13 protein-coding genes are annotated in these 12617 nt (G+C 49.9%); 4 read left to right on the plus strand and 9 right to left on the minus strand.

Going from position 1 to position 12617, the window contains the following annotated elements; genetic code table 11:
* Nucleotides 1-6: 6 nt before the first annotated feature.
* The 4 genes from JZI27_RS16705 to JZI27_RS16720 are packed head-to-tail and all read left to right on the plus strand — an operon-like array spanning nucleotide 7 to nucleotide 3578.
* Complete coding sequence (locus tag JZI27_RS16705) at nucleotides 7-1383, plus strand: right-handed parallel beta-helix repeat-containing protein (protein WP_122910815.1); 1377 nt, start codon at nucleotides 7-9, stop codon at nucleotides 1381-1383.
* On the plus strand, nucleotides 1380-1952 hold the full coding sequence (locus tag JZI27_RS16710; RefSeq protein ID WP_122910816.1) for a nitrous oxide reductase accessory protein NosL: 573 nt from the start codon (nucleotides 1380-1382) through the stop codon (nucleotides 1950-1952). The genes JZI27_RS16705 and JZI27_RS16710 overlap by 4 nt, the downstream gene beginning before the upstream one ends.
* A gap of 17 nt (nucleotides 1953-1969) precedes the next feature.
* Nucleotides 1970-2788, plus strand: coding sequence for an ABC transporter permease (locus JZI27_RS16715; protein ID WP_251245006.1), 819 nt, complete (start codon nucleotides 1970-1972; stop codon nucleotides 2786-2788).
* Nucleotides 2781-3578: an ABC transporter ATP-binding protein gene (locus JZI27_RS16720; RefSeq protein ID WP_280208346.1), complete on the plus strand. Its 798-nt coding sequence runs from the start codon at nucleotides 2781-2783 to the stop codon at nucleotides 3576-3578. Before JZI27_RS16715 ends, JZI27_RS16720 begins: the two co-directional genes overlap by 8 nt.
* Before the next feature lie 74 nt (nucleotides 3579-3652).
* Here JZI27_RS16720 and JZI27_RS16725 read toward each other — a convergent pair whose 3' ends face one another.
* The 9 genes from JZI27_RS16725 to JZI27_RS16765 all read right to left on the minus strand — a co-directional run bounded on the left by JZI27_RS16725 (nucleotide 3653) and on the right by JZI27_RS16765 (nucleotide 12615).
* The gene (locus JZI27_RS16725; RefSeq protein ID WP_122910819.1) at nucleotides 3653-4165 is read right to left on the minus strand and encodes a DUF2179 domain-containing protein; all 513 of its coding nucleotides are present in this window, start codon (nucleotides 4163-4165) and stop codon (nucleotides 3653-3655) included.
* 121 nt (nucleotides 4166-4286) lie between these two features.
* On the minus strand, nucleotides 4287-4577 hold the full coding sequence (locus JZI27_RS16730; protein WP_122910820.1) for a DUF3817 domain-containing protein: 291 nt from the start codon (nucleotides 4575-4577) through the stop codon (nucleotides 4287-4289).
* A 97-nt stretch (nucleotides 4578-4674) separates the two neighbouring features.
* Nucleotides 4675-6204, minus strand: coding sequence for an MDR family MFS transporter (locus JZI27_RS16735; protein WP_280208349.1), 1530 nt, complete (start codon nucleotides 6202-6204; stop codon nucleotides 4675-4677).
* A gap of 129 nt (nucleotides 6205-6333) precedes the next feature.
* Nucleotides 6334-6903: an FAD-dependent oxidoreductase gene (locus tag JZI27_RS16740; RefSeq protein ID WP_122910846.1), complete on the minus strand. Its 570-nt coding sequence runs from the start codon at nucleotides 6901-6903 to the stop codon at nucleotides 6334-6336.
* 246 nt (nucleotides 6904-7149) lie between these two features.
* Nucleotides 7150-7467 carry a cytochrome o ubiquinol oxidase subunit IV gene (cyoD, locus tag JZI27_RS16745; protein ID WP_122910822.1) on the minus strand — a complete coding sequence of 106 codons (318 nt, stop codon included), beginning with the start codon at nucleotides 7465-7467 and terminating at the stop codon, nucleotides 7150-7152.
* A gap of 1 nt (nucleotide 7468) precedes the next feature.
* Nucleotides 7469-8089 carry a cytochrome o ubiquinol oxidase subunit III gene (gene cyoC / locus JZI27_RS16750; protein ID WP_122910823.1) on the minus strand — a complete coding sequence of 207 codons (621 nt, stop codon included), beginning with the start codon at nucleotides 8087-8089 and terminating at the stop codon, nucleotides 7469-7471.
* On the minus strand, nucleotides 8089-10059 hold the full coding sequence (locus JZI27_RS16755; RefSeq protein WP_122910824.1) for a cbb3-type cytochrome c oxidase subunit I: 1971 nt from the start codon (nucleotides 10057-10059) through the stop codon (nucleotides 8089-8091). The genes cyoC and JZI27_RS16755 overlap by 1 nt, the downstream gene beginning before the upstream one ends.
* Nucleotides 10060-10082: 23 nt before the next feature.
* Nucleotides 10083-11036 (minus strand): ubiquinol oxidase subunit II, encoded by a 954-nt coding sequence (gene cyoA / locus JZI27_RS16760; protein ID WP_122910825.1) that lies wholly within the window; start codon nucleotides 11034-11036, stop codon nucleotides 10083-10085.
* Nucleotides 11037-11379: 343 nt separating this feature from the next.
* Entirely contained in the window at nucleotides 11380-12615 is a 1236-nt protein-coding gene (locus tag JZI27_RS16765) for a cyanophycinase (RefSeq protein ID WP_280208353.1), read from the minus strand.
* Between the last annotated feature and the right edge of the window lie 2 nt (nucleotides 12616-12617).

Consider the following 12617-nt stretch of genomic DNA (forward strand, 5'->3'; position numbering starts at 1 on the left):
CATAGCATGATCCTCACCAGTGTTATCTGGCTTTGTCTATGGGTCTTACCACTATCCAGCCATGCAGCTGGAGCACCGGCAGACCTTCAGGCACTGATCGACAAAGCAGCTCCGGGAGAAACCGTCACCATTCCTGCTGGCGAGTATGCCGGACCGTTGCGGGTGACCAAACCGATCACGCTGCAAGCATCAGGTGAAGTCATCATCCGTTCTGCCACAGATGATCCTGTGTTGACTATCGAGAGCAACAACGTGACGGTAAGCGGTCTCCAATTGCAGGACAGCCGCATCAACAACCCACTTGCCACGCTGGTTGTTCACGGCAATCAAAACGTGATCGAGCAGATCCAAATCGACACGATGGGCACGGGCATCCAGCTGCTGGAATCAAGCTTTAACCAGCTGCGAAACATTCGCGTGACAGGACATGTCCTGGACCCAAGCGAGGTAGCTGCGGATATCGGTCACGACCACAGCGCCCATCAACAACTCACCAAGCCCGTTCAACAGCCTGGAGCGGAAGCCAAAAAGGGAAACGGCATTGATTTGCGCAGGTCCCACCAGAATCAAATCATCGGCAACCAGATCCTCAACCTCTTTGACGGGATTTATCTGGAAAGCAGCCAAGAAAACATCATTGAACAAAACCAGGTGGCAAAATCCCGCTACGGTATTCACCTGATGGGGACATCCTCCACACGCATTGCGAACAACATCGGAAATGGCAATGTCACTGGCGCCATGCTCATGGATACCAGCACCGCCACTGTGACCAACAACCGTTTTCTGAAACAGAAGGACAATCCCAATTCGCAAGGTATCCTGCTTTTTTCTGTCACAGACTCTGTTCTGGAGGGAAATCACATTGAAGGAAATCGCGTGGGGTTGTACCTTGAGCAATCTACCGGCAATTCCGTTAAAAACAACGCGCTGACCCTCAACTTTATCGGAATGCAGGTAAAGGATACGGCAGACAATCAGCTTATGTCCAACCAGTTTGTCTCCAATGTCATTCAGGCTCAGGCTCAGGACAGCAAAGCGGATTCGTTCGACGGCAACTACTGGGACAACCTGCAGGCACTAGACGTCAATGGTGACGAGCGAAGCGATCTTTCCTACGAAATGAATCCGTTTTTTCTCGCTTTGACGGATGCTGTCCCACCCTACCAGCTGTTCTTCCAATCTCCTGGTTTTGTCTTTTTGGAGAGTCTGTTTTCTGTCGGAGGCGATCAGATTCGGGACACAGCTCCGCTGATGAGTCCCGTCATCCAGGATGATCTGGAAGGACAGCAGGAAGCAACCGTTGGCCAGACAGGGCTTTTGGGTGCCGGACTTCTGATGTTCAGCTTTTTATTTATCTATTTAGGAGTGAGAAGAAAATGAAAAAGTGGAAAATGGCCATCATCTCTTTATTCGGAATGGGACTTTTGCTCATGGGCTGCGGAAAAGAAGAAGCGCAGCCTGTAGCGATTCAGGAAGGCGTAGACAAGTGCGATGTCTGCCACATGATGGTAGCCAACGATCACAATGCGACACAGATTCTGTTGAACGACGGACGTGCCTTGAAATTTGACGATATCGGATGCATGAACGAATGGGCACATCAGAATGGCGTAGAGCATGTTCACACCCAATTTGTTCGCGACTACAACACCGATGAGTGGCTGAAAGCCGAGGATGCCTCTTTTGTCTACGATGCCAGCTTCTCGACTCCGATGGGCTATGGCATTCACTCCTTTAAGGACAAGGCGACAGCTGAGAAATTCGTGCAGGAGCAAGGCAAAGGCACGCTCATGACCTATGCTGATCTGTCTAACCACGGCTGGGCAAGAAACATGACGCAAAATCATGGTCACGGTGATGCCAATCATGCTGGAGAAGGTCAGCAGCATGGAACTCAGGACAGCAACTCCATGCACGGTAATACCGACAGCCAAAAAACACACAACTAACGGAGGAAGTGGGGAACGTGCACATGTATCACATCGCCAGACGGGAACTGAAGATGGGCTTTCGTAATCCCTGGTCCTACTCCTTCATGGCCCTGTTTACCCTCTTTACTCTTGCCTTGATGGTGATTCAATCCCGCTCCTATCTAGAGGGCTACACGTATACCACCGGAACCATGCTGACACTGGTACTCTATCTCTTGCCATTGATGACGATACTGCTCTCCTCCTTTTCCCTCACAGCGGAAAAGGAGGAAGGCAGCTGGCAGTTGCTCTCCACCTACTCGCTCACCACGACTTCCTTTTTGCTTGGCAAATATTTCGGCCAGGCACTGGTGTTGATCGTCATCATCTGCTTTGGCTACGGACTGTCTGGATTGGTCGGGATAATCATAGGCGCAGGCTTTACCTTTTCAACGCTCCTGCTCCTTCTTTCCTTTTCGATCTGCATCATCCTGATGTTTTTAGGGATTGCCATGCTGATCGGTGCCATGAGCAAAAACCGCTGGCAGGCGCTCACGCTGGGTGTCAGCATCTGGTTTTTTCTGATCCTGGCCTGGCCGACGCTTTTGATCTCAGTACTCAGCTTTGTGCCGTATACGTGGATCAAGCCCGTGCTGCAGGTCGTTACCCTGTTTAACCCGGCTGAATTTGTACGACTCTTTTCCGTCGTCTGGCTCGGCGGAGGATCGATCTTTGGACCCGAATATTATAAATGGGTGAACTGGTTTGACTCTCCATTCGGAGCTGTCGGCTTTGTCACTCTTTGCTTCATCTGGATCAGCCTGACGATGCTTGCAGCCATCTTTGTCTGGGAAAGGAAGAGGAGTCATGACTGAATTCGGATTGGTAATGAAGCAGGTAGAAAAAAAGATCGACAAAAAACAAATTGTCCATCCATTCGATCTGCGGATTGAGCCCGGCGAAGTGATTGCCCTCTGCGGTGGAAACGGAGCAGGGAAAAGCACGATTCTGCGGATGATTGTCGGGATCTTGCGCCCGACCTCCGGAACCATCGAGCTGAATGGATTGAACTGGAAGGAACAACGTGTCGAATACCTGGAGCAGATTGGCTATATGCCTGACCATTTTCAGTTTGCTGCCGGATTGACTGCGAATGAAACGCTCTCTTTCTACGCTTCCTTGCGAGGTGTACCTCAAGCGAAGGTGGACGAGGCACTGCGGGCCGTGGGGCTTCAGGATGCCAAAAACAAGCGGGTGACTCAGTTCTCCAAAGGCATGCAGCAGCGGCTCCTGTTCGCCCAGGCCATCATCGCCAATCCGGCGCTGGTCGTACTGGACGAGCCCACCAACGGTCTCGACCCATACTGGATGGACGCATTTGTCGATCTGGTCAAGGGCTTGAAGGACGCCGGGCAGTCGGTCATCTTTTCAACCCACCAGCTTCAGGTTGCTGATGCTGCTTCAGATCGTGCCATTTTTTTGATGAACGGCCAGATCGTCCAAGCTGGCACGATCGATGATTACAAGGCGCGCTACGGTGCTTTGGGCTTGCACGGAGCTTTCTCGGATTTGTTTTCACGACCGGTGCCAGAACCCCCGTCTCCTGGCACCAGCAAACCCGGCAAGCCGATTGTCACGATCAAAGGACGAAAGGACAACCAATGAAAACAAGGCAGTCCGTTCGCTTTCTCCCGGATGAGAAAGGAATAGACTGCCTGTTTGATCTGAGTAATACCTTCTTAACCGCGCAATCGATTGACCCAGAACCCGCCCTTTAGATGCTTCGGCTCAAATGCGACAATGAATGCCTTGGGCGAGAGACTCGTGATCAGCTTCCACAGCTTCTTCTCGTTGCTTCTTTTCGCCAGTACCTGCATCATCAGGCGAGGACCGTCTCTGCCCTCTGCTACCCACGAGGTCACTCCATAGCCACTCTCACGCAGCTTTCCTGGCAGATCCATCTCCAGAGAATCGACGACCACCTGCACCGTCACATAACCCAGCGCCAGCTTCTCCTCGATCTTGCTGCCAATAAAGACACCCATGCCCCAACCAATACAGTAAGCTGCCAGATTGATCGGATTATCCAGATTATCGAGAACAAGACCCAAGCCTTTCAGGTAAACAAACACCTCAACCATAGCCAAAAGGGAAGCCATGACCCGGTAGCCTTTTATCACCATCAACATCCGCAACGTAAAAAACGAGACATACAAGATATTGATTCCAATGATGATCAGAACGAACTCCATTCCCGCGATTCTCCTTCTTTTCCGAGTTTCGTTTTCCTTCTCAGAGAAAAAGACGGGTTATCTCCCCGTCTTTGTTGCAAGCATTGTCCGATCAGCCGATCCCTTTTTTCTAAACCCGTCTTTACGACTGGTTGCGAAGTCGTGTATCCAGCACGAAATTTCCGAATGGAATCAAGGATGCGATAAAGGCTCCGATCGAAAAGAGAACGGACCATTTGTTTTTGAAATGTACATGTGCCAATGCCAGACAGTACAGAACGAACAGTAAGCCGTGCAGAGAACCAGCAATCATCACTGCTTCCGGAACATCAAAAAAATACTTGAGTGGCATGGCAATCCCGAGCAGAAGCAAATACGAGATTCCCTCAATCAGGCTGACGGCACGAAATCGTCCGAGAGCAGTTTTTAGCATGAGAGGATATCCTCCTTGATAGTCCAATTTCTATCATTATAAAATGAAAAACTATCAAAAGGAGGATAATTCACCATTGTTCATAATACGTTCAAAACTACGCCATTCCCCCATCCGGCTTGGGGTTTACAGCAGGCCGGATGACCTGTACACGGTCTTTGCCCATCATCAGGATAAAGAGCAGCGCGAGTCCGGCAGGTACCAGCGCCCACATGAAGGTACTAGCAATCGAGGTAGCCAAAATTCCCGTGATCGTATCCAGTACAGGCTCGGGAATCGCTGCACGGGCCTCCGGAGCCAGAATGGCACGCGGATCATGGATCAACCCTGCCATCGATTCCTGACCGGCAAATGCAGCCGACATCTCGTTTTCAAACATGTTGCGCTGCAAGATCCCGAAGATCGTGATCCCCAAGGTCATCCCCAACGAACGAAAGAATGAGCCAGTCGAACTCGCCGATCCGCGCTGCCGCATGTCAAAGCCGTGAATCACAGCCATCCCCAGTACAGAAAAGGAAAATCCGACACCAAAACCGGTTAGGATCATGTAGGTCGTCAATAACCAGCGTGGAATATCCGGCGAGATCGTCCCCAGCAGATAGATGCCCGGGATAAAAAAGACCGCCGAGATCAGCATGATATTGCGGAAGCTGGTTCGCGTCGTCAGCATCCCGCCGATCTGGCTCCCGACTACGGAGCCGAGCATCATCGGCATCAGGATCAACCCGCTATTGGAAGCCGTACCGCCAAACACACCCTGAATAAAAATCGGCAGGTAGACCGTCGCGATGATAAAGGCCGCCCCGTACATCAGGGATACCGAATTGGAAGCGGCAAACAAACGCCGTTTAAACATAGCGAATGAAATGATGGGTTCCGCAGCTTTTTTCTCCACCATTATAAACACGATGAACAAGACGATGAAAGCAGCAAAAAGTCCCAGAATCTGCACGGAATCCCAAGCGTACTGATTGCCTCCCAGCTCCAGGGCGAACATCAGGCTGACCACTGCTCCTACGAGGGTAATCGCCCCCCACCAGTCAATGCTTTGCTTCCGGTGCTCCAGCGATTCCCTGTAGTTGAAAGCGATCAGCCAAAACGACAAAATCCCGATCGGCACATTGATGTAAAAGATCCAGTGCCAGCTGATGTATTCCGTGATGTACGCACCCAAGAGCGGTCCGAAAACACTGGACGTGCCAAACACCGCTCCGAAAAGCCCCGTCATTTTCCCGCGCTTTTCCGGTGGAAACAAATCAAAAATGATCGTAAAGGCAATGGGCATCAAAGCGCCGCCGCCGATCCCCTGAATGGCACGGTAAATACTCAACTCGACAATACTGCTGGCAGTACCGCAAAGGATAGAACCGAATAAGAAGACGATCAATCCGAATATGTAAAAACGCTTGCGTCCATACATATCAGACAGCTTCCCGAAGATCGGCATACCAGCCATCGTCGCTACCATGTACGCAGAGGTCACCCAGACGAACTTATCCATGCCACCCATTTCTCCCACAATCGTCCCCATTGCTGTCGCCACGATGGTATTGTCCATCGATGCGATCAGCAAGCCGAGCAGGAGTCCTGCTACAACAAAATTTACCCTACTTTCTTTGGCACTCACGTCATACCCTCCCTATCCATCGCTGCCTGACAGGAAGCAGCAAGGCAAAGGACAAAGAAACACTTCCACCAAATCGCCCAACCTTGATTCAGGGAAGTGTTTCTCCGTCAATCTCGTTTCGAAACAGAATTAGTTGGTTTTCAGTACATCGTGATCAACGTAGCGCTCTCCGTTCAGCTCACTGATCACATTGATCGCTACCTTTGCCCCGTCGCCAGAGGTGATGATCGTATGTACGCTCACGCCTGCACACGTACCAGCGGCCCAGATACCTTCGATGTTGGTTTTTCCTTGAGCATCTACATCTACTACGTTCTTGATGCGCGGCTCTGTACCTTCCTTGATAGTTACACCGATCTGGCTAGCCAGCTCCACAACTGCACCAGTAGCGAGGATCACATGCTTGGTTTCATACGATCCTTGTCCTTCCACTTCTACCACCAGACCTTGATCCGCTTTGGAGACATTGGTCACCTGCGCCGTTACGATTTCAGCACCGAACTTTGCAGCTTGTTTTTTACCCGTTTCTACCAAGTCTGGTCCAGAGATTTCCATAATGCCATAGTGATTTTCCATCCAAGCACGTTTGGTCATGCTCTTGTCGTTGTCGATCAACAGTGTTTTCTTGCCTGCTTTTGCAGCGAACAAAGCCGCACTGCCGCCAGCAGGGCCTCCCCCGATAATCACGATATCGTACATGGAAATCGCTCCCTTCGTTTTTACAACATTATTATATACTTTGTATAAAAAAAGAAAAAGTCCTTGCTGCACTTTATTTCGCATTAGGGTTCCACTTTTCCTTGGAAGAAATGTATGCATGAACAGCTGAGGGTATTTCCCCCCGTAAGTAAAGCCGGGGGACACAGCGTTCTTCAAAAAAAAGAGGCATGACACCAAACCATCTGCTTGGGTCATGCCTCTTTTTCGCTATCTATTTTGATTCGCTTACACGTTAAACGCCATAATCCAGATCGATCCACCGATGATCGTCAGTACGATGAACAGACCGAGGATCAGCGTCTGCACGTTCCAGCGCGGTTTTTCTCCCTCACGGATATGCATGAAGAAGAACAGCTGAACGACAAACTGCAGGATTGCCATGATCATGATCGTGATATAGGTCGCTGTCTTGCTGAACAACGGGTTCATTACCAGTACGAGCGGAATGACCGTCAGCACGATCGACAGGATAAAACCGATCACATACGACTTGAGTGAGCCATGACTTTCTGCATGACTGCTGTGGTTTCCGTGGTTCGCCATCCTACATCACCCCCATCAGGTAGACGACCGTAAACAGGAAGATCCATACGACGTCCAGGAAGTGCCAATACAGGCTGAGTGTGGTCACTTTGCGACGTGTCACAGGAGTCAGACCGCGACGACGAAGCTGTATGATGATCGCCAGCATCCAGAACAGACCAATCGATACGTGCAATCCGTGCGTACCTACGAGCGTGTAGAAAGCCGACCAGAATCCACTCGTTGCGATTGTCGCACCTTCATGAACCAGATGGATGAACTCGGTAACCTCCAAGTAGATGAAGGAGAGACCGAGCAAAGCCGTCACGATCAGCCAGCCGATCAGTTCTTTTACTTTTCCTTTGTTCATCGCCAGAATCGCAAGTCCACTGGTAAAGCTGCTGGTCAACAAAATGAACGTGGAGGCGATGACACCTGGCAATGCAAACAGTTCCGCACCCGTAGGTCCACCAGCAAAGCTGTGGTTCATGACCGCATAGGTCGCAAACAGCGTACCGAATAAAATACAGTCAGTCACCAGGAAGATCCAAAAACCGAGTACCTTTAACTGCTCGTGTTCTTCATGACCATGCTCGTGATCATGTGCATGACCATGCTCATGGTTTTTCGCCACTTGTTGCATTAGTATACCCTCCCCAGTGAAGCCTCGGTGCGTCGCACTTCATCCACCGGTACGTAGTAGTCGGTATCGTATTGGAAGGAACGCGCCCACATGGTGAGAAACACGCCGATCATACCGATCGCAGCCATCCAGACCCACTCCCAGACAAAGCCAAATCCGGCAATAAACCAGAAGACAGACATGATAAACGGAAGCCCGGAGTTTTTCGGCATATGAATCGGCTCCAAGTGAACCGGCTCTTCTTTATAGGTTCCGTTCGCTTTTTCTTCCTTCACTCTCCAGAAGTCGTCGGTCTCTTTTACTTGAGGAACGACAGCGAAGTTATAGAACGGTGCAGGCGACGGAATCGACCATTCCAGCGTACGACCATTCCACGGGTCGCCTGTGGTGTCTCGTTCGCCATGCTTGATGCTGTACAGGATTTGCCATACTTGGAAGACAAAACCTGCCCCCATCAGGAACGCACCTACGGTAGAGACCAGGTTGAGCGATTCCCAGCCATAATCCCAGCCATATGTGTAGTAACGACGGGTCATACCCATGAAGCCAAGCGCGTATTGCGGCATAAAGCAGACATAGAAACCGATGTTCCAGAGCCAGAAGCCCCATGCGCCCAATTTTTCATCCAGCTTGAAGCCGAACAGTTTTGGCCACCAATAGTATATCCCTGCAAGGTAACCAAACACGACCCCACCGATCAAAACTTGGTGGAAGTGGGCAATCAGGAAGTAACTGTTATGGTACTGGTAGTCAGCAGGTGCTACTGACAACATAACACCTGTAGCCCCCCCTACGACGAAGCACGGGATAAAGGCAATCGTCCACATCATCGGCTGCTTGAAGGAAATCTTGCCTCGATACATCGTAAACAGCCAGTTGAAGACCTTTACACCGGTCGGTATCGCGATAAGCATCGTCGTGATTGCAAAGAACGCAATGACGCTCGCACTCGTACCCATTGTGAAGAAGTGGTGAGCCCAGGTAAAGAAGGACAAGATAGCGATCCCCATAACGGCTGCGACCATGGACTTGTAGCCAAACAGCTTTTTCTTCGCAAAGGTCGCTACAACCTCGGAGAAGATACCAAACGCTGGTACAACTACGATGTAAACCTCAGGGTGACCCCACATCCAGATCAGGTTGAGGTACATCATCGGGTTACCGCCGCCATCCATCGTGAAGAAGTGAGCGCCGGCAAAACGGTCAAGATAAAGCAATGCGATCGTAACAGTCAAGATTGGGAAAGCGAGAATGATCATGATACAGCTGGAAAATACGGACCAGCTGAACATTGGCATTTTCATCAATTTCATGCCAGGTGCACGCATTTTCAAAATGGTGACGATAAAGTTGATCCCCGTAGCCAAGCTACCGATACCGGAGATCTGTATCCCCCAAATCCAGAAGTTCTGACCTGGACCAGGGCTGAATTCATTTTGTGAAAGCGGTGGATACGACAGCCAACCTGCGTCCGGGGAACCCCCGATGACGAATGAAAGGTTGAACAGCATCGCACCAAACATGAACAGCCAGAAGCTGACGGCGTTCAGGAAAGGGAAAGCGACATCTCGCGCCCCGAGCTGAAGGGGAACGACCATATTGAACAAACCGAACATCATCGGCATCGCCATGAACAAGATCATGATCGTACCGTGTGTCGTAAAGATCGCGTTATAGTGATCGGAGTGCAAGAACTCCAGATTCGGGAACGCCAGCTGGACACGCATCAAGATCGCGTCCACCCCACCGCGGAACAACATCAGGAGGGATGCGATCAGGTACATAATCCCGATCTTTTTGTGGTCGACTGTAGTCAGCCATTCGCGCCACAGCCAGCCCCATTTTTTATATTTGGTTAAGACGAAGACGATTGCGACCATGGTCAGGGCAATGGAGACCATCGCACCGTAGATCAGCGGATCGCCCGTAACAAAGAACCAGGAACAAAACTCCAAAAAGCTCTCCCACATCAGGTATTCCTCCTCCCTTTCTCCTAGTGATTCATCCCAGGTGTCATATTCATATTTGGCATCTGAGGAGCCGATGTTTCATCCTTTTTATCGCCATACGTTCTGATCTCACTCGCATCCACCGGATGTCCGTGACCGTATTTCGCAACGATTTCTTCAAACAAACCTTCTGGGAAGGATGAGTAGGTCGCAACTTCCGTCAAACCAGGCTTTTTCAACTGTTCATAATCTTCCTTGGTCATGGCCGGCGTGGTACCCTTAACCTCTTTTACCCATTGGTCAAATTCTTCTTGCGTGGTTGCTTTTACATTGAAATTCATGTGAGCAAAGCCTTCACCGGTGAAGTTCGCTCCACGACCCTGGAATTCACCCGGTTCGTCCGCTTGCAGATACAGCTCTGTCGTCATCCCGGACATGGCATAAATCTGACCGCCAAGCTCAGGCACCCAGAAGGAGTTCATAGGGGCTTCAGCTGACAGATGGAACTGTACAGGTACGCCCGCAGGAATCTGCAAGTAGTTGACTGTCGCGATGTTTTGTTCAGGATAAGTGAACATCCATTTCCAGTCTAATGAAGTAACTTGAACCGTAATGGGCTTCACTTCTTTATTCGGTGACTCTTTTAACGCATAAGTATCGCGCACAGTAAAGTAACCCAAAATGGCGATAATCACGATTGGAATCCCCCACCAGATGATCTCCAGTGTCGTGCTGTGATCCCAGTTTGGCTTGTAGGTTGCCTTGTTATCAGGCGTATCTCGGTATCGATAAACGATAAAAGCAGTAAGCGCGATGACCGGTACGACAATGACCGCACACAATATAATAGAGATCATGATGAGATCATATTGTGTCCCCGCTACTGGACCTTTGGGGTTCAGTACTACATAATCACTACCGCAACCGGCCAGCAGGACACTCGCCAGCGTTGCCAAGACTCCGAACTGAAGTCGTCTCAGCCATTTTCCTCCACTCATTCTCCCAATCCCTCCTCGTTGACAAAAACAGCCATAACTTAATTGGAAGTCTTTTTTAATCAATGTGAACACATCTCGTTTGCGCACTCTCATGTTATCAAATCAAACTTGTTTTGGTACTGCTTTTTCACGACGTTCAATATTTCGTAGTTTTTCTGTTACAAAGTGTTCACTTCGAATTCACGAGTTGATCATAATATTGTTACGATTATCCTGCGTTTGATAAATGGTTCCAGCGTTGCCTGCAGATTCCCGTTCACTTAAAGGAAACAAACAGCAAAAAAGCCAGGAAGCGGATAATGAGTTCCGCATTCCCAGCTAGTTGGGGCTTGCATTCGTGCACTTATTTTTTCTCTTTGATCTGTACTTCAATCGGAATGATTTCCATACTCACATTCAGGATCGAGGAAGCGTACTCCGTAGCATCGTAATACCCTTTTGTATCCTTGTTTTTGGCGAACACCACGCTTACGCCCGTTCCCTTATCCTTCTTGTCGCCGAGGACAAAGGCCATTCCTTGCGCCTTGTCAGCTGTATTGTCTGCCAGGTCATCCAGCAACGCATTCTTTGCAGCGTCCAGTCCAAAGATATTCGTGTTCAGTTCGTTTCCTTCATAATATTCTTTCCCTTTTGGGATCAAGGTTTTGGATTCGTCGAGTGCAAACTCCTTCGTGACATAGTTGTACTTGTCTCCTTTTTCAATGTAGGAGACCACCAGACCTGTATAGACACCCTTCTTGTCCAGCTTTGCCTTGGAGGCGTCGACCAGAATCATGCCGCTTTCACCAATTACCTGAATATCATTTCCTGTGACGACCATGGCAGAGTTTTCGTCGATTCCAAAGCCGTAATCGATTTTCTCATGGACAAGAGCCACGACCAGACGACCGATGCGTCCACGCTTGCTGAAATGCTGATCGACAATACCCCCATCGAAGAATCCGAGACCTTTTGTGACCCACAAGCCCGGTTTGGATTCGTCATAGGTGACGCCCAGCTGTAGGGCTTCCAGAGAAGTCGCATTTTGGATCATCGTATTGGACATGATGGCCGCCCCAGCTGAAGTACCTGCTACCAGACCACCATCCTTGTATATCTCCCACACGGCATCCAGTGCCTTGGTATTTGATCCATCTGGATTGTAAAACGCTTTGGTGATGCGCGCCTGATCACCGCCAACGAAAAAGAACGCTGTGCATTCGGATATCTGGGCGACAACCTCATCATTGTTTACTTTGTCTGCGTAATTCTTTTCCGTAATTTCGATGATGCGTACTTGATCGGCTGGAACGCCGTAATCTTCAAAGTCCTTTTTCATTTCATGGGATGAGCTCATCGAACCGCTCGCCGTCGGGAAAATCCCTATAACCGCATCGTCCTTGCCGCCTGCCAATTCGATCATTCGGTTGTACAACTCGGCATTGTCCGATTCATTCGCACCCCCGATGATGACCAAGCTTCCTTTAGCCGTTGCTGCCCCCTCCTCTGCAAAAGCTCCCGGCACAGTGAAAGCAAAAAGCAGCAGTGCAGCCAGCATGACAGTCAGCCATTTGAACCCTTTGTTTGAAACCATACCCATCA

This window comes from Brevibacillus sp. AY1 (assembly GCF_029870785.1).
GTDB classification, from domain to species: Bacteria; Bacillota; Bacilli; order Brevibacillales; family Brevibacillaceae; genus Brevibacillus; species Brevibacillus invocatus.